Source organism: Herbiconiux oxytropis, assembly GCF_024979315.1.
GTDB lineage: Bacteria > Actinomycetota > Actinomycetes > Actinomycetales > Microbacteriaceae > Herbiconiux > Herbiconiux oxytropis.
In genome coordinates this window covers 22,605-42,350 of sequence record NZ_JANLCK010000015.1, presented here as the reverse complement: position 1 = coordinate 42,350, position 19,746 = coordinate 22,605, and the positions used below count along the sequence as shown (strand labels likewise).

The window sequence follows — 19,746 nt, the reverse complement described above, 5'->3', positions numbered from 1 at the left end:
GGAGAACAATGACTGAAACACTCACGCGCGCGCTCCACTGGCGCCGTCGGCCCGAGGGCCTCTGGGTGGCGACCGACGCCGAATCCCGCCCCTTGGGCATCATCACCGAACGCTGGGTGCACGGCTTCGTGCTCACGAGCCGATCCGGCAAGGATCTCGGCACCTATCGCAGCCTCGACGAAGCCAAAGCCGCGCTCGAAGCGACGGTCTGACTCAGGACGGCTAGCGGACGGTCGCGGGGCCCGACGCTCCGTTGTGCGGGTTCGCGGCGCCGGCGCCCGGCTCCTCGGTGAACTGCAGGCCGCCGCTGCCGTTCGACGACGCGGTCAGGGTGTCGAGCCACTCGCGGTTGATCGAGGGCACCCGGCCTCCCGCGAACTTGAAGTAGAGCGGGATCGCAGCGTCGAGCCAGATGCTCGAGCGGCCGTCACCGATGGCCGGGTCGTCCTTCCAGGAGAAGAAGAAGCTCTCCTTGCGGCGCAGCTTCGCGGCGATCACGATCTGGAGATGCGTGAGGGTGCGGTCGTCGAATTCGATCTCGATCCCCGACGACCCATAGAGAAGCTTGCCCATGGGTCCATTAACGCATGCATCGGTCTAGTGTTGCCAGCGGATGAGATGAGGTGTCTTCGTGTTCAAGAAGAAGAAGAACGATCCCACGGCCGCGGCCCTCGAGCCGGGGAGCGATCTCGACGTCGCGGGCGACAACAGCATTCCCTCCGTGCGGGTCAACGCGTTCCGGATCGGACTCGTCGGCGGGCTCGGCGTGCTCCTCTCCATCCTCATCGGCGGGGTCATCACCCAGCTGAGCACGGTGCTCATCTACATCGGGGTGGCGCTCTTCCTCGCGCTCGGACTCGATCCGCTCGTCTCCTGGCTCGAGCGGCGCATGCCGCGACCGCTCGCCATCGTCATCGTCTTCGCGGCGGTCATCGGCATCTTCGTCGGACTGGCCTTCGCGGTCATCCCGCTCGTGGTCGACCAGGCCTCGTACCTGGTGAAGAACTTCTCCGACATCGTCGACGAGGTCACCAAGAGCGACTTCGTGACCGGCCTCCAGGGCGTGGTGGGCAACTTCGTCGACATCGACAAGGCCGTGCAGGACGCCGCGGCCTTCTTCCAGGACCCCGACAACCTGCTCGCTCTCGGCGGTGGTCTGCTCGCCGTGGGCTCCGGCATCGCGAGCGGAGCCACGGGCGCCGTGATCGTGCTCATCCTCACCCTGTACTTCCTCGCGTCGCTTCGCAGCATGAAGAAGATCACCTACCGCTTCGTGCCCGCGAACAAGCGCCTCGCCTTCGCCTCCCTCACCGAGGACGTGACGGGCGCCGTCGGCCGCTACGTGGTGGGGCAGATCGGGCTCGCGGCCATCAACGGCGTGCTGAGCCTGATCTTCCTCACGATCATCGGCGCCCCGGCTCCGGCGCTGCTCGCCTTCATCGCGTTCCTGGCGTCTCTGATCCCGCTGGTCGGCACGCTCTCCGGCTCGATCGTGATCATCCTGGTGTGCCTGTTCGCCTCGCCTCTCACGGCACTCGTGGCCGCCATCTACTACGTGATCTACATGCAGCTCGAGGCCTACTTCCTGAGCCCGCGCATCATGAACCGGGCAGTGGCCGTCCCCGGGGCCATCGTGGTCATCGCCGCGGTGGCCGGCGGCACGCTCGGCTCGGTGCTCGGCGCCCTCGTGGCCATCCCGATCGCCGCCTCGGCCATCATCATCGTGCAGAAGGTCGTGTTCCCGAAGCAGGACGCGAAGGTCTAGCTGCCTGGCCGATCCTGCGAAGGCCTGGCTGATCCTGCGAAGGCCTGGCCGATCCCGCCCGCCGAGCGTAGGTTCGGCCTCATGAGCACTCACGACGAAGACATCAAGACCATCGCGAAGCTGATCGAGTCATCGAAGATCGCTCTCGTGACCAGCCGCACCGCCGGTGGAGACCTGCACAGCCGACCGTTGCAGGTGCAGGAGGCGGAGTTCGACGGCGACCTCTGGTTCTTCACGCCGCACCCGAGCGAGAAGACCGAGGAGATCGCGGCCCACCCCCAGGTCAACGCTGCCTTCGAGTCATCGAAGGGCTACCTCTCCATCGCCGGCCGAGCCAGCGTGGTCACGGATGACGCCAAGATCGACGAACTCTGGAACAAGGGCGTCGAGGCCTGGTTCGAGGGCGGCCGCAACGACCCGTCCGTCGCACTGCTGAAGATCGAGGCCGACTCGGCCGAGTACTGGTCGACCGACGAGCCCAGGGCCGTGCAGCTGTTCAAGATCGCCCGCGCGGCGGTCGGCGGCGGGACGCCCGACATCGGCGAGAACAAGACGGTCGAGCTCTAGGAGCCACCCGCTGCCGCTCTCGCCCTCGAGAGCGATGACTGCATCGATTGCACGAGAAAGGAACACCATGACCGCCACCATCGAACGCCACGTCGAGGTCCCCTCCGACGGGGGAGCCCGCCCCACCCGCCGGCAGAACGCCGAGCGCGGTTTCAAGGCCTCCAAGGAGCTCACCGACTGCATGCAGCGCGTGCTCGTCGACCTGATCGAGCTGCACCTGCAGGGCAAGCAGGCTCACTGGAACGTCGTCGGCAAGAACTTCCGCGACCTGCACCTGCAGCTCGACGAGATCATCGAAGCCGCGCGCGAGTTCAGCGACGTGGTCGCCGAGCGCCTGCGCGCACTGCACGCGGTGCCGGACGGCCGCAGCGACACCGTGGCCGCCACCACGACCCTGCCGGAGTACCCCAACGGCGAGATCGACACCGCCGAGACGGTCGACCTCGTGACCCAGCGCCTCGAGGCCGTCGTGGGCACCATGCGCGAGGTGCACGACCAGGTCGACGACGCGGATCCGACGAGCGCCGACATCCTGCACGGCATCATCGAGAAGCTCGAGCAGTTCGCCTGGATGGTCAGCGCCGAGAACCGCAAGCCCGCCAAGCGCTGAGCTCACTCGGGGCGATCACTCGGGGCGATCTCGACGTCGACGGTCAGACCACGTCGGCGAAGAGATCGCCTTGCGCCATGAGCGGCCGGCCGGCGACCCCGCGCCAGGCCGACTCGAGCGCCCGGATGCCGCGCTCGAAGTCGCCGGGCGCATGCTGGATGGGGATGCGCAGGAACCGCTCGAACGCCCCGTCGATGCCGAATCTCGGCCCCGCCGTCACGAGGAGGCCGTGCGATCGTGCGGCCAGCGCCAGCTGGGAGCTCACGGGTGCACCGAGGTTGACCCAGGTGGCGAGGCCCCCGTCGATCCGCGGCGCCGACCACTCGGGGAACGTCGACGCCAGGGTGCCGAGCACCTGCTCACGGCCGGACCGCAGCTGCTCGGTGCGGAGCCTCAGCACCGGATCGAAGTCGCGCAGCAGCTCGGCGACGATGAGCTGCTCGAGCACCGGGGTGCCGAGATCGCCCGAGAAGCGGTTGGCGGCGAGCTTGCGGATGACGGCCGGATCGGCTCGCACCCAGCCCACCCGGAGCCCGGCCCACACGGTCTTGCCCACGGAGCCGATGAGCGCCACCGAGCTCGCGGTCGCCGGATCGGCGTAGGCCGCGAAGGGCAGGTAGCGCTCGGGGCGGTCGATGTCGAGCTCGGCGGTGGTCTCGTCGATCACCACGATCGTGCCCTGCCTGGCCGCGTGGTGGATGACCTCGGCGCGGAGCCCCGCCGGCATCGACTCGCCCGTGGGGTTGTGGAAGTCGGGCATGAGGTACGCGAGGGCGGGGCTCGTGCGGGCGAAGGCCTGCTGGAGGCCTGCCGCGTCCCACCCGGGAGCGGGCCCTCCTGACTCGTGCCGCCCTTCCGATCCCGGGGCCGTCACGGTGACCGGCACGAGCCTCGCCCCCGCGGCCCGAAGCGACTCGTAGGCGTGGGGGTAGCTCGGCAGCTCCACGACCGCCCGGTCGCCTCGCGCGAGCAGAGTGCGCGCGAGCAGGAAGATGGCGTGCTGGGCACCGATCGTGATCATCACCTGATCGACGCTCGTGGGCAGCCCGCGCGCGGCATAGCGATCGGCCACGGCCTGCCGCAGGGCGAGCGAGCCGAACGGATCGATGCCCGTTCCCTCGAGCTCGCCGGCGAACTCGCCCATCACGCGGAGCGTCGCCGCGTGCAGCCCCGGGAAGGCGGCCGAGGTGGCCTTGGAGAAGTCGATGTACTCTCCCGAGGGCTCCTGGCCCGCGATCGGCGCCCGCCCGGGCAGCCGCGTGACGCTGCCCGAGCCGCGCACGCTCTCGGTGTAGCCCGCGCCGCGCAGCTCGCGGTAGGCGGCCGAGACCATCGTGCGGCTCACGCCGAGCGCCTGCGCGAGATCGCGCTCCGCCGGCAGCCGGGTGTCGGTGGCGATGCGGCCGTCGAGAACCAGCAGCCGGATGCGATCGAAAAGAGCCAGGTAGGAGGGGCCCGAGGTGGAACCACGCCAGTCGCCGAGCAGGGCGATGAGCCCCCGGGTGCCGATGCGGACATCTGTCATGCAACCACTCTAGCGGGATTGGCTTCTTGATAGCGGGCCAATTCTCGAATTGGATGTCTCTCGTGTCCCGATCCTTTGCTCTTCGCTTCGCCCGCCTGCTGGCCGGCCTCCTGCTCTACGGTCTCGCCGAGTCGCTCATGGTGCATGCCACCATCGGCGTGAGCCCGTGGATGGTCTTCGCGCAGGGGATCGCGAACGTCACCGGGCTCGGCATCGGGCTGCTCACCGTGCTCATCGGCGGGGCCGTGCTGCTCGCCTGGATCCCGCTCCGCCAGCGTCCGGGGCTCGGCACCCTCATGAACGTGCTGCTCGTGGGGCCGTTCATCGAGCTGGGGCTGCTGCTGTTCCCGGCACCGGAGGTGTTCGGCGCCACGGGCCTCGCCTCCGTGCTGGTCTCTGCCGGATACTTCACGATCGGGCTGCTGCTGCTGGCGGTGGCGAGCGGCGTCTACATCGGCGCCGCGATGGGCCCCGGACCGCGCGACGGACTCATGACCGGGCTGCACTCGCGGCTCGGCTGGCCCATCTGGCTCGGCCGCACGGCCGTGGAGGGCACGGTGCTGCTCGCCGGGTGGCTGCTCGGCGGCAACGTCGGCCTCGGCACGGTGGCCTTCGCGCTGCTCGTGGGGCCGCTCTGCGGCGTCTCGCTGCGGTGGTTCGGGGTGACGAAGGCTGGGGCCGGATCACGCGGGCCTCGGGCTACGCGCCCTTCGCACCGGTCTTCGCCTGCTTCCCGCTCTTCGCGGCGGCCTTCGCGGCGCGCTTCGTCTCCCGCACGCGTGTGAGCGAATCGGCGTCGACGATGTCGGCGACGGAGCGGTAGGAGCCCTCCTCGCCGTAGGGGCCGGCCGCGTCGCGCCAGCCGTCCGGGGTCACGCCGTACTGCTTGCCGAGGAGGGCCACGAAGATGCGGGCCTTCTGGGCGCCGAAGCCGGGGAGGCTCTCGAGGCGCTCGAGCAGCGTGCGGCCGTCGGGGTCGTCGCGGGTCCAGAGCTCGGAGGCGCCGCCGTTCCAGTCGTCGACGAGCGCGGCGCAGAGCGATTGCACCCGGGCGGCCATGCTGCCGGGGTAGCGGTGCACGGCCGGCGTCTCGCGGAAGAGCTCGACCAGGGCCTCCGGGTCGTAGGCGGCGAGGGTCTTCGCGTCGAAGGTGGCGCCGGCCGCTGTGAGTCGCTCGGTGATCTTCCTGGGGCCCTCGAAGGCCGTCTCCATGGCGATCTGCTGGTCGAGGAGCATGCCGACCAGGAGGGCCAGGGGGTCGGTGGAGAGGAGGTGGTCTGCCGTGGGGTCGCCTGTGATGTGGAGCTCGGTCATGCTTCATGGTGGCATGTCGGTCGTCAGGGGGGAATGTCGGCGTGCGTGGCCGCTGGCTGAGCTGAATGGTCTGGTCGTGTCACTTCCGGCGTTCGCTTCGCGACCGCTGCCAGACCCGACCACGTGACACGACCAGACCATTCAGCTCAGCCATCGGCCACGCAGGGGAGTCGTCCCTTCGGCGGGTGGGGAGGATGCGGGGGGGCGCCCCCACTACTCGTGTTCGGGGAGGAGGGGGGCCGAGAGGCCGGGGTCGCGGTCGAGGTGGGTGGCTCGGGAGACGGAGGCGGCGCCGAAGCGGGTGCGCACGGCGTCGAGGACCGAGTCGAGGCGGGCGCCGTCCGACCAGTCGATGGGGAGCTCGGGCTGGAGGGTGTCGGAGCGGGTGAGGTGCGAGAAGGAGATTCCGAGGAGGGTGATGCCCCTCGCCGCGATCTCCGGGTGGGCGGCGGTGAGGAGATCGCGGGCCGAGGCCAGGAGCACCGCGGTGCTGTCGGTGGGGATGCGCACGGTGCGGGAACGGGTGGCCTTCTCGTAGTCGCCGAACCGGAGGCGGAGCACGACGGTGCGGCAGAGCCGGTCGCCGTCGCGGAGCCGACGCGCCAGGCGGTCGATGATCTGGGTGAGGATGACGTCGAGCTCGTCGGGCGAGCGAGCACGGTTGCCGAGGGCGCGCTGCGAGCCGATGGAGGAGCGGCGCCGAGTGCTGTCGACGGGGCGCGGGTCGCGGAGCCGGGCGAGGGCGTGCAGGTGCGCGCCGGTGGCGCGGCCGAGGATCCGCTCGGCGGTCGCCTCCTCGAGCTCGGCGAGCTGACCCACGGTGCGGATGCCGAGGCGGTGCAGCTTCTCGGCGGTCACCGCGCCCACGCCCCAGAGGCGCTCCACCGGCAGCGGGAGGAGGAACTCCTGCTCGCGCTCCGGCTCGACCACGAGGAGGCCGTTCGGCTTGCTCACCGCGCTCGCGACCTTGGCGAGGAACTTGGTGCGCGCCACTCCCACCGAGATGGCCAGGCCGGCCTCGGCGAGCACCCGTTCGCGCAGCCGCACCGCCACCTGCTCCGGCGTGCCCGCGAGGCGCCGGAGGCCGCCGACCTCGAGGAACGCCTCGTCGATCGACAGACCCTCCACGAGGGGCGTCGTGTCGCGGAAGATGGCGAAGACGGCGCGGCTCGCCTCCGAGTACGCCTCCATGCGCGGCGGCACCACCACGGCGTCGGGGCACAGCTCGCGCGCCTGTCTGCCGCCCATCGCGGTGCGCACGCCTCGGGCCTTCGCCTCGTAGCTCGCTGCGAGCACCACGCCGCCGCCCACGATCACGGGCCGACCCCGGAGCGCCGGGGCGTCGCGCTGCTCGACCGAGGCGTAGAAGGCGTCGAGGTCGGCATGCAGGACCGTCGCCTCGCCTCGCATCCGCTCCTCCTCGCCGTCCCGGTGCCCGGATCGTCGCACCGACCCCCGACATCGGCTCAGGTGAGGCTGACCCGATCAGCAGTAGGCGGGGTAGTCGATCAGCTCCTCCGAGAGAGTGTTGGGCCCGCCCACGAACACGAGCAGCTCGGGGTTGAGAGTGGAGTACCAGATGGCGTCCGCGGTGGAGGCGGGGTGGCACGTGGGCTTGGTCAGGAGCAAGGGGGAATCGTACTCGGCGGCGACAGGGCCGGTGGCGAGCGCATCCGGGAACACCAGGCCCGAAGCGACGAACACGTTCTCGACCTTGCCCCGCCAGATGTCCAGAGTGATGTTCGCGGCCACGTCGAAGCGATCGATTCCGCCGTAACGCATCACCGACGGAATGCTCGCGGCCAGATCCGCCTCGACCTTCGCGTTGACCGAGTTCACACCACCCGCGATGCGCGCGGTCTGCGCGCCTGCGTCCGCCAGCGACTGGCGGGTGGGACCGTCGAGACCCTCGCCCCAACCGTTCACGAGCAGCACCGCACCGTCGAGGTGACCGGCGGCGGGGCCGGCGGCGAGCGCGTCAGGGAAGTTGTTGCCCGTGGCGATGAAGACGTCCGAGACGCCGCCTTCGAACGCGTACTCCAGGATGTTGCGCGAGACTTCGTAGCGGTCGGCTCCGCCGATCCGGACGATGTCGGGCTGCACCGCGGCGAGCTGCTGGTAGACGGCGTCGGAGACGCTGGCCGTGCCGCCGACCACGACGATCCTCTTGGGTTTCTCGCGCAGGATCTCCTGCCGCGTGACCTCCGGGAGGCTGTCACGGGGGGTCAGCAGCAGGCCACCGCCCTGGGCGTAGGCCGCCGGGCCGGCGCTCAACGCGTCGGCGTACTTCTGGCCGCTCGCGACGTACATCACCTCGGCGGAGGTGAACGGGCTGTTGAGGTTGACGGCGACCTCGTAGCGGTTCGCTCCATCGACGCGCGTCACGTAGTAGTCGTTGTCGTTGGTGCCCCGGCTCGAGAGGTCGGACCCGTCGGGCGCTCCGGCACCCGGTTCGCTCGTGCCCCAGGACGAGCCGTCGGGCGTGCGGTCGCCCGGAGCAGCAGCCGCCGACAGCGGCGCCGCGACGACCCCCACCACGGTGAGGGCGGCGAGAGCGAAGAGCGAGGCGCGCGTGCGCGCTCCGGATCGGGACGTGGATCGGTTGTGCAAAGTTCCCCCAGGAATCGGAGCGGGGCGTCGTCGCCCCTCGCCACAGGTGTGGCTGAGTGGAGTCTGTCGCATCCCGGCCGCGACCACCAGCCGGCGCGGGATCGCCCGCTCCCCGCGGTCAGAGCCAGATCGTCGCGAGCCACACGAGCGCCCCGGCGACCGCGGCCAGCGCGAGGTTCATCCACACCGGTTCACGGCGCGAGAGGTGCAGGATGCCGGCGCCCACCTGCACGGCCACGAGGCCCACGGCGGCCGCCAGGGCGAGCCAGGGCGCGACGCCGGTGAGCGGCGGCACGACGAGTCCGAGCGCACCGAGCACCTCGATGGCGCCGATCGCCCGGACGGCAGCGAGCGGCATGTCGTCGACCCAGGCCATCATCGGGCGGAGCGCGTCCTTCGACCGGAGGATCTTCATGCCGCCCGAGTAGAGGTAGAAGACGGCCAGCAGTCCGGCGACGATCCAGTAGGCGATGAGCATGGCGACCTCTTCCGTTTTCGTGGTTACTATCGGTGGATCTCGTCAGTCTGAGCGCCGGCGGGAGACTCTACAAAAGGCACACGTGTGTAACCGAGGAGGTCGAGGTGTCCGACGGCGACGACGTCTGCCTGATCCGGGGCGATCAGGGCCGCGCCCTCCGCGCGCTCCTGGACCGGATCGCCGACAAGTGGACCCTGCTCGTGATCGCCACCCTGCACGACCGCCGGCTCCGCTTCACCGAGCTGCAGCGTCGCATCCCGGGTGTCTCGCAGCGCATGCTCTCGCGCACCCTCGCCCACCTCACCCGCGACGACCTCGTGACCCGCACCTCCTACCCCGAGGTGCCCCCGCGCGTCGAGTACGAGCTCACACCGACCGCCCGCACGCTCCTGCCGCACGCGGTCGCCCTCGCCGACTGGTCGCGCCACCACATCCCCGACGCCGAGTAGCGCCGGGGCGGATCGGTGGGTCAGGGCTGCTCGGGGGGTCAGGGCTGCTCGGGGGCCGTGACGCTCAGCACCCAGGTGACGCCGAAGCGGTCCGTGACCATGCCGAACCCGGGCGACCAGGCGGAGGCGGCGAGCGGCTCGATCACGGTGGCGCCCGTGGAGAGGGCGTTCCAGTGCTCGGTCGCCTCGTCGAGGGTGTCGGCGTTCAGGGCGAGGAAGAAGGGCGCCGTGGTGATGGTCATACCGTTCTCCCGGCGGGTGGAGGCGGGGGCCGTGGGAGCATCGGGCACTCCCGGCACGTCGTAGGCCATGACCGTGAAGCCGCTGGGGGCGACGACCTGGCCGAAGACGACCCTGTCGGAGTCGGGGAGGCCTGCGGGCATGCCGAAATCGGAATACGTGCGGATGGCCACCTCACCACCGAAAGCGGCGGCGTAGAACTCGAGGGCGGCGCGGGCCTCGCCGTGGAAGTTGAGGTGGGTGACGGGGGTGGCGGACATGAGTGCTCCTGATCGATGGGATTGATTCGTGGTCAGGAGCACTCTCGCAGCGGATGCGGACAGGGAACGTCCGCATCATGCGCGATCATGGATTCGTGCCCCTCGCATCCTCGCCATCGACCTCGAAGCGGCTGCTGACCCTGCTGTCACTGCTGCAGTCGCGCCGCGACTGGCCGGCGCCCGTGCTCGCCGCGCGGCTGGAGGTGAGCGCGCGCACCGTGCGCCGCGACATCGAGCGGCTGCGCGAGCTCGACTACGCGATCGACGCCACCAGGGGCCCCGACGGCGGCTACCGCCTCGAGGCAGGCAGCACGCTGCCGCCGCTGCTGTTCGACGACGAGCAGGTGATCGCGCTCACGCTGGCCCTCCGCACCGCCGGATCGCTCGGAGCCGGGGTGGAGGAGGCGGCCGAGCGGGCTCTCGGGACCGTCAGCCGGCTCATGCCCGCGCGGCTGGCGCATCGGGTCGCGAGCCTCGCCCACACGAGCTCGAGAACCGGGGCCGTGCAGGCCGACCCGGCGGTGCTGCTGCGCATCGGGGAGTCCATCCTGGACACCGAGGAACTGCGCTTCGACTACGCGTCACCCGATGCATCGGATGCTCCGCATCCACCACCCGTCCGCTCGGTGCAGCCGCACCACCTGCTGCTGCACGGCGGCCGCTGGTACCTGCTCGGCTACTCCCCCGCAGACGCCGACTGGCGGATCTTCCGTGTCGACCGGATCACCCCGCGCAGCCATAACGGCCGTCGGTTCAGCCCCCAGCACGTTCCGGGCGGCGATCCGGCGCGTTTCCTGGCGGCCCGCTTCAAGGGATCGACGGGCGCCGACGACTGGCCGTGCCGAGGTGAGGCCCTGCTCCATGCGCCCCTCGCCGAGATCGCGCCCTACCTCGGCGACGGCACCGTCGAGTCGGTCGCGCCGGATCGCTGTCGCGTGCGGGTGGGCTCCTGGTCGTGGGGCGGCCTGGCCGCCGAGCTCTGCCGATTCACGGTCGCGCTGAGCGACGTCGAGCCCGCCGAGCTCCGCGCCGCACTGTCGTCGCTGTCCGAGCGCGCCGCCGCCGGGGCCGCCACGGCAGACGCATCCGGCTAGGCTCGCCCCGGCGCGCCACCAGCTGTTCACCTCGGTGTGCGACACTCCACCCATGGCCAAAGAGCTGACAGACGAAGACATCATCCAGCAGATCGTCGACCGCCTCCAGGCGAAGTTCCCGGACACGCCGCGCGCCGACATCGAGCGCGCCGCCCGCGCCGAGTTCGACGACCTCGCCGGCCGCCCGGTGCGCGACTACCTCGCCATCCTCGTCGAACGCTCCACCAAGAAGCGCCTCAAGAAGTCCTGACCGGCGCCGTACGCACCAGCGCGGTGATCACCGCCGTGCGAGCGAGACGGCCTTCCGCGCGAGCATCACCGCGAAGACGCCCGTGGCCACCCACGGGCCGGCGACGAGGATCGGGTCGATCCAGGTGTGACTGCGGTCGACCCGCCGGGAGCGCACGCGCGACGACCACCCGCGCCTGCGCACCTCGCTGAGCACCCCGGACTCGGTCACGGGGTTGTCGGGGTGGAGGGTCGCGAGCGACCTGACGTGAGCGCCGAGAGAGTCCACCCGGTCACCTGCGATGAGCAGCAGCCAGTGCGCCGCACGCCCCTCGCTGTACCGGTAGGCGTAGCGGCGGATGGCCCCCGAGACCCCGTGCAGCGGGGCGACGGTGCCGAAGACCGGCGTGAGCATGCCGTGCTCGATCGACCGCTCACGGGGGTGCAGCTCCGGCTGGCGGTCCGGGAACTCCCAGTGCGCGCCCGTGACCTCCGGTGCGTACCGCTCGCGGGGGACGGCGGGCCGATCCGCCGGGTCGAGATCCGCACCCCAGCCGGGGATCCGCGCCCGCAGCTGGTCGTCGGTCTCGCGTGGAGCCGGCTTGTCCGCGACGTAGGGCCGGTCGAGCTCCGTCGCGCTCGTCTTCTCGTTCATGGTCCGTTCCTCTCTCATGCCGCGTCCATGGTGATGATCGTCTTGATGCAGCCGTCGAGCTTGGCCGAGAACATGTGGTACCCCTCGCCGATCGCCTCGAGCGGCAGGCGGTGGGTGACGATGTCGCTCGGCGTGAGGTAGCCGTTCCGGATGTGTTCGAGCAGGCGCGGCCACTGCCGCTTGGCGGGGCACTGGTTCATGCGCAGCGTGAGGCCCTTGTTCACCGCGTCTCCGAACTTCACGGCGCTGAAGATCGGACCGTAGGCCCCCATCACCGACACCGTCCCGCCCTTCCGCACGGAGTCGATCGCCCAGTTCAGCGCGATCGGCGAACCGCCCTGCAGCTTCAGCTTCGAGCCGGTGAGGTGCTGGGTGAAGTTGCCGTCGGCCTCGGCACCGACCGCGTCGATCACGACGTCGGCACCCAGGTTGTCGGTCGCCCGCTTCATCGTCACCACGATGTCGTCGTGCTCGGCGAAGTCGATCGTCTCGGCGTGCGCGAACTCGCGCGCCTTGGCCAGCCGGTACTCCAGGTGGTCGATCACGATCACCCGGCCGGCCCCCATCAGCCAGGCCGACTTGGCCGCACACAGCCCCACCGGGCCCGCACCGAAGACAGCCACCGTGTCACCGTGCCGGATGTCGCCGAGCTGCGCCCCGAAGTAGCCGGTGGCGAGGGCATCCGTCATCAGCAGGGCATCCTCGTCGTCCAGCCAGTCCGGGATGATCGAGGGCCCCACATCGGCGAAGGGCACCCGCACGTACTCGGCCTGGCCGCCGTCGTAGCCGCCGCAGGTGTGCGAGTAGCCGTAGATGCCTCCGACGGCGGTGGCGTTCGGGTTGACGTTGTGGCAGTTGGAGTAGAGGCCGCGCGCGCAGAAGTAGCACGAACCGCAGTAGATGTTGAACGGCACCATCACCCGGTCGCCCACCGCGAGGTTCTCGACCGAGGGCCCGACCTCGTGCACGACGCCGATGAACTCGTGGCCGAAGGTCGTGCCCACCCGGGTGTCGGGCATGAGCCCGTGATAGAGGTGCAGGTCCGAGCCGCAGATCGCCGCCTTCGTCACCCGGATGATCGCGTCGTTCGGATGCTCGATCCGGGGGATGTCCTTCTCCTCGATGCGGATCTTGTAGGGTCCGCGGTAGACCATCGCCTTCATGACGCCTCTCTCCTGTCTCGACTTCAGCTCCGTGACGACGACCGTAGGCGCGTTCCCGCCAGACGGCAGGGCACTTGCGCACGCCGCCCGCATTCGCTAGGGGCTCAGCTGGCAGTGTGGAGGTGTGACGTCACACTCGAGATCCGATACCCGCGCCCCGATCCGAATCCGCCCCTATGGACGAGCGGATGCCCCTGCCACGCTCGCGCTGTTCCTCGCGGCCGTCACCCAGACCGCCGCTGCCGACTACACACCCGAGCAGATCAGCGCCTGGGCGGCCGCCGACGAGCGCGACGTCGAGCGCTGGGACGCCGCGATGACGGCCCGGCGAAGCGTCGTCGCGACGATCGACGGAGATACGGCGGGGTTCTCGGACGTCAGCCCGGACGGGTACATCGACATGATGTTCACCGCGCCCGCCTTCCTCCGCCGGGGAGTGGCCACGTGCCTGCTCACCCACGTGGAAGCAGCAGCCCGGGCCTGCGCCGCCGCCGAGCTCACGACCCACGCGAGCATCACCGCACGCCCGTTCTTCGAGCGCCACGGCTTCACCGTCGAGGCCGAGCAGCGTCCCGTGCGCCGCGGCATCGCCCTGACGAACTTCCGGATGCGGAAGCCCTTGGAATGAACTTGGGTGTGCGAGCGGGACGGGGGGCGCTCCAGGCCATCCGCGGACGAGCCGCTCGGCGGCGCCGAGCGGTGTCAGAGCTCGCCGGCGGATCCCGCGATCTCGCGGAGGGTCGCGAGGTGCGCCTTCCAGGCCGCTCGCCCCTGCCGGGTGAGCGAGAGGGAGGTGCGCGGCATCTTGCCGGCGAACGACTTGCCCACCGAGACGTACCCCGCGGCCTCGAGCGCCGACGCCTGCTTGCTCAGCGCGGAGTCGGTGATCTCGACCGCATCCCGCACCTCCTTGAAGCCGAGCGTGCCCGCGCGGTCGAGGGCCGCCATGATCGAGAACCGCACGGGGTTCTGGAGCAGGTCGTCGAGGCGGTGCCGGGGGTGCTGCTCGGGCACGGTCGCGGTCATGAGCGGGCCTCCCAGGCCGCGCACACGAGTGCCACCACGAGCACGATCCCGGATGCGACGCCCGCGAGCACGACGTCGCCGTGCGCCCAGATCACCACGGCGAGCGCGGCGGCGTAGCTCGCGAACCAGCTCGCGATGTACGCGGTCCAGCGGCGGCTGCGTGCGAACGCCGAGCGGCCGCGGATGCTGATCATGAAGAAGATCAGCAGCACGAACGTCACCGCGAGGGTGCCCACGTAGGCGAGGCCGAAGCCGCGGCCGGTCGTGACGGCCATCGCGAACGTGCCCATCGAGGTGGCCACCCCGAGCGCGAGGATGAACGCGATGTACGGCCAGCGCGTGGCGTCGTGGGCGCCGCGGCTCAGCCGCTCGGCCCGCTCGAGCAGCGCGCGGGCCTCGGCGGCGGTGGGGGCGGATGTCGTCTCCATGATGGTGTCCCTTCGTCCCCTCCATCCTTCCAAGAACTTTCCACTTTAGCAAGTACTTTCGGCGAACGCCCCTACGCCGAACCGGCGCTCGTCCGGGAGCAGACGAGGACGACTACCGGCCGGGCCGACCGTCGGCGTTCAGGCGGCAGGCGCCAGGCGCTCCAGGAGGGTGTCGATGTTGCCGGTGTCGAAGAGCTGGTCGGCCGTGATGAGCGCGAGCCCCGTGACCCCCGCGAACTCCCCGAGCGACGACACCAGGATCGAGAGGTTGCGGGTCGCGAGCGGCAGCGAGCGCTGGTAGACCCGCTCCCGCACCCCCGAGAGCAGCACCTCGCCGCACTCGGCGAGCTGCCCCGAGAGGATGATCGACTCCGGATTGAGGATGCTCACGAGGTCGGCCACCGCATCCCCCAGCACCCGCCCCGCCTGTCGCACGAGCCGCACGGCCTCGAGATTGCCCTGGCGCACGAGGGAGACCACCTCGGCCACGTCGGCGGCCGGCACCCCCACGGCGGCCAGATCGCGGATGAGCGCCCACCCGCCGGCGTACGCCTCCACGCATCCGACGTTGCCGCACCGGCACGGCAGCGGTGCCGAGGAGTCGGACACGGCGGCCCTGGTGTGTCCGATGTCGCCGGCCGCGCCGTCGCTGCCGCGGATGATCTGCCCGTTGAAGACGAGCCCCGACCCGATGCCCGTGCCGAGCTTCAAGCTGATCAGGTCGTCGTGCCGCACCGCGTCGGCGGCGCGCGGCCGGGACTCGGCGACGGCACGGGAGTTGGCGTCGTTCTCGACCACCACGGGCACCGCGTACCCCGAGAACCAGCCGGCGATGTCGAAGCCGTCCCACCCGGTCATGATCGGCGGGTTCACCACGCGTCCGGCCGCGAACTCCACGGGCCCAGGCACCCCGATCCCGATGCCCCACACCTCGGGCCCGCCGGCCTCCTCCAGCAGCTCGGCGAACGCGGCGTCGACGACGGCGAGCACGGGCCGCGGGCCCTCCCAGACGTCGATCGAGCGCTGGGTGTGGGCGAACGGCTGCCCGCCGAGGTCGCAGAGCGCGGCGACGAGCCCTGTGGCCCCGATGTCGACCGTGAGGAACGCGGCGCGCGACCGATTGAACGCGAACCGGCTCGACGGCCGGCCACCGGTGGAGCTGCCGCCGCCGATCTCGGAGATCAGCCCCGCGGTGTCGAGCGCCGCGAGCCGCTGGTTCACGGTCGAGCGCGAGAGCCCGGAGACATCGATCACCTCGGTGCGGCTGAGCTCCCCGTGCTCGCGGAAGAGCGCCAGGACTTCACCGACGTGGGTTCGCACATCCTTCACTTTACGCAGAGCTCCATTGCCATCGTGTTGCTGAGGGACCCCATTCTAGACACATGTCGAATCAAAGTCCTGCCACTTTTGGTTTGCAATAAATCAAAAGTAGGCGTAGTTTCTGTCGGGCAGGCACGTAGTGGTGCCCTGACCCACCAAGGATGACAATGTTCAGCAAAGACGCAACATGGATGCGCACCGCGCGCATCGCGGTGCCCCTGGGTATCGCTGCTCTCGCCCTCGCCGGTTGCGCCGGCGGCTCGAGCGACGGCTCGGGTGACTCGGCCTCCTCCAGCAAGGTCGCCGCGGTCATCAAGGGCCTCGACAACCCCTTCTTCCAGGCCATGGAGTCCGGCATCAACGAGACCGCCGAGACCGACGGCGTCGACGTCACCGTGCAGGCCGCCGCCGACATCGGAGACACCACCGGCCAGGCCGACAAGCTCACCACCCTCGCCGGCCAGGACTTCGGCTGCTTCGTCGTGAACCCCATCTCGGGCACCAACCTCGTGCAGGCCCTCAGCCAGGTCGCGACCGCCGGCAAGACCATCGTCAACATCGACAGCCCGATCGACGCGGATGCCGCGAAGACCGCGAACCTCGAGATCGCGACCTACATCGGCACCGACAACGAGGCCGCGGGCGGCAAGGCCGGCGACTTCGTGCTCGAGCAGGTCGAGGCCGGTTCCGAGGTCGCCATCATCGGCGGCATCGCCGGCGACGTCACGAGCGGCGCACGCGTCGACGGCTTCAAGGCCGCGGTCGGCAGCGATCTCGACATCATCCAGGAGTCGGCCGCCGACTGGAAGCGCGAAGTCGCCCTCACCACCGCGACCGACATCATCGCCGCCAACCCGAACGTGAAGGCCTTCTTCGCCGCCAACGACGACATGGGCCTCGGCATCGTCAAGGCCGTCGAGAACGCCGGCCTCACCGGCCAGATCACCGTCGTCTCGGTCGACGGCAACCAGGACGCGCTCGAGTCGGTCGAGGCCGGCGGCCTCTCGGCCACCGTCGCCCAGTACCCGTTCGCCATCGGTCAGCTCGGCGTGCAGGCGTGCGAGGTCGCGGCAGCCGGCGGCACCCTCCCCGCCGAGATCGAGAGCCCCACGGCCCTCGTGACCGAAGCCGAGGCCGCCGACGCCATCGCCGCCTTCCCGCAGCCCTTCGCCCCCTTCGAGAACCCCCTCGAAGACGAGCTCGCGAAGTAGCAGCACCGTCGTGAGGGGCGGGGCCCCGCCCCTCCCCTCACGACCCATCCGCCCCCCGATCGCGAGCAACCCAGAAACGTGACCTCCATGACAACAACGGAACAGGCCAGGCCCTCCCGCCTGAAGGCCATCACCGCCGAGACGAAGCAGCTCAGCTTCTGGGCCGAGAACGCCGCCCCCATCGGCCTCGTCGTCCTCGTGATCGTCTTCTCGATCCTCTCCCCCACCTTCCTCACCCTCGGCAACATCAAGGCGATGCTCGTCGCAGCCGCGATCCTCGTGATCCTCGCCATCGGCCAGGCCTTCGTCATCACCACCGGCGGCATCGACCTCTCGATCTCGGCCACCATGACCTTCGGCGCCATCGGCTTCGGGCTCGCCTTCTCCAACGGCGCGGGCTTCTGGCTCTCGGCGCTCATCGCGATCGTGGCGGCCATGCTGATCGGCCTGATCAACGGACTCCTGATAGCCAAGGGCAAGGTGACCGACTTCATCGCCACCCTCGGTACCCTCTCGGTCGCCACGGGTCTCGCGCTGATCGTCTCCAACGGCAAGCCGATCTCGGTCAACAGCCCCGAGCTGCTCACCCTCACCTCGGGCTCGCTCGGCATCTTCGGCTACCCCATCATCCTCGCCGCGATCATCGCCGTCGGCGCCTGGTTCTTCATGTTCCGCACCCGCTTCGGCCTGCACGTGCAGGCGGTCGGCGGCAACGAGGAGAGCGCCGTGGCCAACGGCATCAGCGCCACGAAGATCCGGATGGCCGTGTACCTCATCTCGGCCGCGCTCGCCGGCGTCGCGGCTCTCCTTCTGGTGGCCCGGGTGGGCGCCGCGGAGCCCGCGATCAACACCCAGTACCTCCTCAACTCGATCGCCGCGGTCGTGCTCGGCGGCGTGAGCCTCACGGGTGGCAAGGCGAAGATCGTCGGCCCCGTGATCGGTGCGCTGCTGCTCACCGCCCTCACCAACGGCCTGACGCTGCTCGGCGTCTCGCAGTTCTACCAGCCGCTCGCCGTCGGACTCGTCGTGGTCCTGGCCGCCCTACTCACGAGGTTCCAGAAGAAATGACCGACAACTACAACTTCGTTCCCGCGGCCCCGCACACCGGCACCACGCCGGCCCGCGACTTCATCCTCAAGGCCACCGACATCAAGAAGTCGTTCGGCGGCGTGCACGCCCTGAAGGGCGCGTCGATGACCATGCGACGGGGCGAGATCACGGCCCTGATCGGCGACAACGGCGCCGGCAAGTCCACGATGGTGCGCTGCCTCTCCGGCATCCACCGCCCCGACTCCGGCACGATCTGGCTCGACGGCGACGACGTGACGTTCGAGACGCCGAACGCCGCCCGCGAGCGCGGCATCGAGACTGTGCACCAGAACCTGGCCCTCGTGGAGGATCTGTCCGTGTGGCAGAACTTCTTCCTCGGCCGGGAGAAGACGCACGGCCTCGGCCCCTTCCGCACCCTCGACCGCAAGCTCATGAAGAGCACGGCGGGCGATCTGCTGAAGAACCTCGCCGTCAACGTGCCCCCGGTCACGAGCAAGGTGCGCCGCCTCTCCGGTGGTCAGCGCCAGGCCGTCGCCATCGCGCGCGCCGCCGGCTGGGGCTCGAAGATCGTCATCATGGACGAGCCGACCGCAGCCCTCGGCGTGCAGGAGACCGCTCGCGTGGAGGGCGTCATCAACACCCTCCGTGACTCGGGCGTGGCCGTGCTCCTGATCAGCCACAACTTCGACCAGGTGATGCGCCTCTCCGACCACGTGTGGGTCATGCGCGCCGGCACGGCCGTGGCTGAGCGCCGCACCCTCGAGACCGACGGCGACGAGCTCGTCTCGCTCATCACGGGCGCCAAGGCGGCCTGACCGTGGCGTTCGACCTCCGCATCCCGTTCCGGCGGGCGGCGGCCACCTCGGCCGTGCCGCTCGGCGTGCACGCGGGGCTGTGGGTGCGCGACTGGCGGCCGGCCTCGGCCCGCACGGCCATCGAGGGCAGTGCGGCGGCGGGTTTCGAACTGATCGAGATCCCGGTTCCGGATGCGGCGGGCGCCGCCGACATCGCGCTCACCCGCGCGCTGCTGGAGGACACTGGCCTCGACGCCGTCGTGTCGCTCGCCCTCGACACCGCGAGCGACATCAACACGGCCGATCCGGTGATCTCGGCACGCGGCGAGCGCCGGCTGAACGCCGCGGTCGAGTTCGCGAGCGCGATCGGCGCGAACTACGTCGGAGGCGTGACCTATTCGGCGATGACCAAGTACGCGCATCCGGCCACTTCCGCCTCCCGGGAGAACTCGCTCGCCGTGCTCGCCCGGGTGGCGGGAGCGGCGCGCGACGCCGACGTGCGGATCGGGCTCGAGTACGTCAACCGCTACGAGAGCAACCTGCTGAATACGGCGGCCCAGACCGCGGCGTTCATCGACGAGCTCGAGCAGCGCGGCGTCGACAACGTGCTGCTGCACATCGACACCTACCACGCCAACACCGAGGAGCTCTCGCTCGCGGCGGCCGTGCAGGATGCGGGCCCGCTGCTCGGCTACCTGCACGTCTCCGAGAGCCACCGCGGGCAGATCGGCACCGGCTCGCTCGACTGGGCGGGGCTGTTCGCGGCCCTCGCCGGCTCCGGCTACCGGGGCCCGCTCACGTTCGAGTCGTTCTCACCGGCGATCGTCTCACCGGCCACCCGCGACGAGATCGGCGCCTGGCGCACGCTCTGGACCGACCCCGTCGCCCTCACCCACTCGGCCCACGCGTTCCTGCGCGACCAGCTGGCCGCATCCGCTCTTCTCACCACCACCACCTGA

At 70.3% G+C, this 19,746-nt stretch carries 25 protein-coding genes; 13 read left to right on the top strand and 12 right to left on the bottom strand.

Translation table 11 applies throughout. The features are described from left to right. Nucleotides 1-8 precede the first annotated feature (8 nt). Entirely contained in the window at nt 9-212 is a 204-nt protein-coding gene (locus N1028_RS18290) for a hypothetical protein (protein ID WP_259530914.1), read from the top strand. A gap of 10 nt (nt 213-222) precedes the next feature. On the opposite strand, the gene N1028_RS18285 is transcribed toward N1028_RS18290, so the two are convergent. Continuing rightward, nucleotides 223-573, bottom strand: a complete 351-nt coding sequence (locus N1028_RS18285; protein ID WP_259530913.1) for a DUF7882 family protein — start codon at nt 571-573, stop codon at nt 223-225. 58 nt (nt 574-631) lie between these two features. Between N1028_RS18285 and N1028_RS18280 the strand changes: the two genes are divergently transcribed. The 3 genes from N1028_RS18280 (at nt 632) to N1028_RS18270 (ending at nt 2,942) form a co-directional block, all read left to right on the top strand. Beyond that, entirely contained in the window at nt 632-1,765 is a 1,134-nt protein-coding gene (locus tag N1028_RS18280; RefSeq protein ID WP_310795621.1) for an AI-2E family transporter, read from the top strand. Between the two features lie 81 nt (nt 1,766-1,846). Further along, complete coding sequence (locus N1028_RS18275) at nt 1,847-2,332, top strand: pyridoxamine 5'-phosphate oxidase family protein (protein ID WP_259530912.1); 486 nt, start codon at nt 1,847-1,849, stop codon at nt 2,330-2,332. A gap of 67 nt (nt 2,333-2,399) precedes the next feature. Next, on the top strand, nt 2,400-2,942 hold the full coding sequence (locus N1028_RS18270) for a Dps family protein (RefSeq protein ID WP_259530911.1): 543 nt from the start codon (nt 2,400-2,402) through the stop codon (nt 2,940-2,942). 43 nt (nt 2,943-2,985) lie between these two features. On the opposite strand, the gene yczR is transcribed toward N1028_RS18270, so the two are convergent. Further along, on the bottom strand, nt 2,986-4,467 hold the full coding sequence (gene yczR, locus N1028_RS18265) for a MocR-like transcription factor YczR (RefSeq protein ID WP_259530910.1): 1,482 nt from the start codon (nt 4,465-4,467) through the stop codon (nt 2,986-2,988). A gap of 62 nt (nt 4,468-4,529) precedes the next feature. On the opposite strand from yczR, the gene yczE reads away from it, so the two are divergent. Next, nucleotides 4,530-5,252 (top strand): membrane protein YczE, encoded by a 723-nt coding sequence (gene yczE, locus N1028_RS18260; RefSeq protein WP_259530909.1) that lies wholly within the window; start codon nt 4,530-4,532, stop codon nt 5,250-5,252. Here yczE and N1028_RS18255 read toward each other — a convergent pair. The 4 genes from N1028_RS18255 to N1028_RS18240 all read right to left on the bottom strand — a co-directional run bounded on the left by N1028_RS18255 (nt 5,167) and on the right by N1028_RS18240 (nt 8,869). Then, nucleotides 5,167-5,781 carry an HhH-GPD-type base excision DNA repair protein gene (locus tag N1028_RS18255; RefSeq protein WP_259530908.1) on the bottom strand — a complete coding sequence of 205 codons (615 nt, stop codon included), beginning with the start codon at nt 5,779-5,781 and terminating at the stop codon, nt 5,167-5,169. The genes yczE and N1028_RS18255 overlap by 86 nt on opposite strands. Nucleotides 5,782-5,994: 213 nt before the next feature. Next, a complete protein-coding gene (dinB, locus tag N1028_RS18250; protein WP_259530907.1) occupies nt 5,995-7,191 on the bottom strand; it encodes a DNA polymerase IV in 1,197 nt (398 codons plus the stop codon). Between the two features lie 75 nt (nt 7,192-7,266). Continuing rightward, nucleotides 7,267-8,391: a cell wall-binding repeat-containing protein gene (locus N1028_RS18245; RefSeq protein ID WP_259530906.1), complete on the bottom strand. Its 1,125-nt coding sequence runs from the start codon at nt 8,389-8,391 to the stop codon at nt 7,267-7,269. Nucleotides 8,392-8,509: 118 nt separating this feature from the next. Next, entirely contained in the window at nt 8,510-8,869 is a 360-nt protein-coding gene (locus N1028_RS18240) for a DoxX family protein (RefSeq protein ID WP_259530905.1), read from the bottom strand. A gap of 104 nt (nt 8,870-8,973) precedes the next feature. Here N1028_RS18240 and N1028_RS18235 point away from each other — a divergent pair, with 104 nt between their 5' ends. Beyond that, entirely contained in the window at nt 8,974-9,318 is a 345-nt protein-coding gene (locus N1028_RS18235; protein ID WP_259530904.1) for a winged helix-turn-helix transcriptional regulator, read from the top strand. Nucleotides 9,319-9,356: 38 nt separating this feature from the next. Here N1028_RS18235 and N1028_RS18230 read toward each other — a convergent pair whose 3' ends face one another. Continuing rightward, a complete protein-coding gene (locus N1028_RS18230; protein WP_259530903.1) occupies nt 9,357-9,818 on the bottom strand; it encodes a VOC family protein in 462 nt (153 codons plus the stop codon). A 95-nt stretch (nt 9,819-9,913) separates the two neighbouring features. On the opposite strand from N1028_RS18230, the gene N1028_RS18225 reads away from it, so the two are divergent. Together N1028_RS18225 and N1028_RS18220 are read left to right on the top strand one after the other, a co-directional pair. Then, nucleotides 9,914-10,912: a helix-turn-helix transcriptional regulator gene (locus N1028_RS18225; protein WP_259530902.1), complete on the top strand. Its 999-nt coding sequence runs from the start codon at nt 9,914-9,916 to the stop codon at nt 10,910-10,912. A gap of 52 nt (nt 10,913-10,964) precedes the next feature. After that, entirely contained in the window at nt 10,965-11,162 is a 198-nt protein-coding gene (locus tag N1028_RS18220; protein ID WP_259530901.1) for a three-helix bundle dimerization domain-containing protein, read from the top strand. 27 nt (nt 11,163-11,189) lie between these two features. Here the strand turns inward: N1028_RS18220 and N1028_RS18215 are convergent, their stop codons facing one another. Beyond that, the gene (locus N1028_RS18215) at nt 11,190-11,795 is read right to left on the bottom strand and encodes a hypothetical protein (protein WP_259530900.1); all 606 of its coding nucleotides are present in this window, start codon (nt 11,793-11,795) and stop codon (nt 11,190-11,192) included. A gap of 14 nt (nt 11,796-11,809) precedes the next feature. Beyond that, on the bottom strand, nt 11,810-12,958 hold the full coding sequence (locus N1028_RS18210) for a zinc-dependent alcohol dehydrogenase (RefSeq protein WP_259530899.1): 1,149 nt from the start codon (nt 12,956-12,958) through the stop codon (nt 11,810-11,812). 124 nt (nt 12,959-13,082) lie between these two features. Between N1028_RS18210 and N1028_RS18205 the strand changes: the two genes are divergently transcribed. After that, the gene (locus tag N1028_RS18205) at nt 13,083-13,586 is read left to right on the top strand and encodes a GNAT family N-acetyltransferase (RefSeq protein WP_259530898.1); all 504 of its coding nucleotides are present in this window, start codon (nt 13,083-13,085) and stop codon (nt 13,584-13,586) included. A 74-nt stretch (nt 13,587-13,660) separates the two neighbouring features. Here the strand turns inward: N1028_RS18205 and N1028_RS18200 are convergent, their stop codons facing one another. From N1028_RS18200 to N1028_RS18190, 3 genes are all read right to left on the bottom strand, one after another. Next, on the bottom strand, nt 13,661-13,984 hold the full coding sequence (locus N1028_RS18200; protein ID WP_259530896.1) for a winged helix-turn-helix domain-containing protein: 324 nt from the start codon (nt 13,982-13,984) through the stop codon (nt 13,661-13,663). Further along, complete coding sequence (locus N1028_RS18195; RefSeq protein ID WP_259530895.1) at nt 13,981-14,412, bottom strand: chemotaxis protein CheY; 432 nt, start codon at nt 14,410-14,412, stop codon at nt 13,981-13,983. The genes N1028_RS18200 and N1028_RS18195 overlap by 4 nt, the downstream gene beginning before the upstream one ends. A gap of 138 nt (nt 14,413-14,550) precedes the next feature. Further along, nucleotides 14,551-15,732, bottom strand: coding sequence for an ROK family transcriptional regulator (locus N1028_RS18190; protein ID WP_259530894.1), 1,182 nt, complete (start codon nt 15,730-15,732; stop codon nt 14,551-14,553). Nucleotides 15,733-15,899: 167 nt separating this feature from the next. On the opposite strand from N1028_RS18190, the gene N1028_RS18185 reads away from it, so the two are divergent. From N1028_RS18185 to N1028_RS18170, 4 genes are all read left to right on the top strand, one after another. After that, nucleotides 15,900-16,943, top strand: a complete 1,044-nt coding sequence (locus N1028_RS18185; RefSeq protein WP_259530892.1) for a substrate-binding domain-containing protein — start codon at nt 15,900-15,902, stop codon at nt 16,941-16,943. Between the two features lie 87 nt (nt 16,944-17,030). Then, nucleotides 17,031-18,011, top strand: a complete 981-nt coding sequence (locus tag N1028_RS18180) for an ABC transporter permease (RefSeq protein ID WP_259530891.1) — start codon at nt 17,031-17,033, stop codon at nt 18,009-18,011. Further along, nucleotides 18,008-18,808 (top strand): ATP-binding cassette domain-containing protein, encoded by an 801-nt coding sequence (locus N1028_RS18175; RefSeq protein ID WP_259530890.1) that lies wholly within the window; start codon nt 18,008-18,010, stop codon nt 18,806-18,808. The genes N1028_RS18180 and N1028_RS18175 overlap by 4 nt, the downstream gene beginning before the upstream one ends. A gap of 2 nt (nt 18,809-18,810) precedes the next feature. Beyond that, nucleotides 18,811-19,746 carry a sugar phosphate isomerase/epimerase family protein gene (locus N1028_RS18170; protein WP_259530889.1) on the top strand — a complete coding sequence of 312 codons (936 nt, stop codon included), beginning with the start codon at nt 18,811-18,813 and terminating at the stop codon, nt 19,744-19,746.

Excerpts from the sequence above, each read along its gene's own strand:
- N1028_RS18290 (WP_259530914.1), top strand. The coding sequence starts at position 9 with ATGACTGAAACACTCACGCGCGCGCTCCACTGGCGCCGTCGGCCCGAG.
- N1028_RS18285 (WP_259530913.1), bottom strand. The coding sequence starts at position 573 with ATGGGCAAGCTTCTCTATGGGTCGTCGGGGATCGAGATCGAATTCGAC.
- N1028_RS18275 (WP_259530912.1), top strand. The coding sequence starts at position 1,847 with ATGAGCACTCACGACGAAGACATCAAGACCATCGCGAAGCTGATCGAG.
- N1028_RS18270 (WP_259530911.1), top strand. The coding sequence starts at position 2,400 with ATGACCGCCACCATCGAACGCCACGTCGAGGTCCCCTCCGACGGGGGA.
- yczR (WP_259530910.1), bottom strand. The coding sequence starts at position 4,467 with ATGACAGATGTCCGCATCGGCACCCGGGGGCTCATCGCCCTGCTCGGC.
- N1028_RS18255 (WP_259530908.1), bottom strand. The coding sequence starts at position 5,781 with ATGACCGAGCTCCACATCACAGGCGACCCCACGGCAGACCACCTCCTC.
- dinB (WP_259530907.1), bottom strand. The coding sequence starts at position 7,191 with ATGCGAGGCGAGGCGACGGTCCTGCATGCCGACCTCGACGCCTTCTAC.
- N1028_RS18240 (WP_259530905.1), bottom strand. The coding sequence starts at position 8,869 with ATGCTCATCGCCTACTGGATCGTCGCCGGACTGCTGGCCGTCTTCTAC.
- N1028_RS18230 (WP_259530903.1), bottom strand. The coding sequence starts at position 9,818 with ATGTCCGCCACCCCCGTCACCCACCTCAACTTCCACGGCGAGGCCCGC.
- N1028_RS18220 (WP_259530901.1), top strand. The coding sequence starts at position 10,965 with ATGGCCAAAGAGCTGACAGACGAAGACATCATCCAGCAGATCGTCGAC.
- N1028_RS18215 (WP_259530900.1), bottom strand. The coding sequence starts at position 11,795 with ATGAACGAGAAGACGAGCGCGACGGAGCTCGACCGGCCCTACGTCGCG.
- N1028_RS18210 (WP_259530899.1), bottom strand. The coding sequence starts at position 12,958 with ATGAAGGCGATGGTCTACCGCGGACCCTACAAGATCCGCATCGAGGAG.
- N1028_RS18200 (WP_259530896.1), bottom strand. The coding sequence starts at position 13,984 with ATGACCGCGACCGTGCCCGAGCAGCACCCCCGGCACCGCCTCGACGAC.
- N1028_RS18195 (WP_259530895.1), bottom strand. The coding sequence starts at position 14,412 with ATGGAGACGACATCCGCCCCCACCGCCGCCGAGGCCCGCGCGCTGCTC.
- N1028_RS18185 (WP_259530892.1), top strand. The coding sequence starts at position 15,900 with ATGTTCAGCAAAGACGCAACATGGATGCGCACCGCGCGCATCGCGGTG.
- N1028_RS18180 (WP_259530891.1), top strand. The coding sequence starts at position 17,031 with ATGACAACAACGGAACAGGCCAGGCCCTCCCGCCTGAAGGCCATCACC.
- N1028_RS18175 (WP_259530890.1), top strand. The coding sequence starts at position 18,008 with ATGACCGACAACTACAACTTCGTTCCCGCGGCCCCGCACACCGGCACC.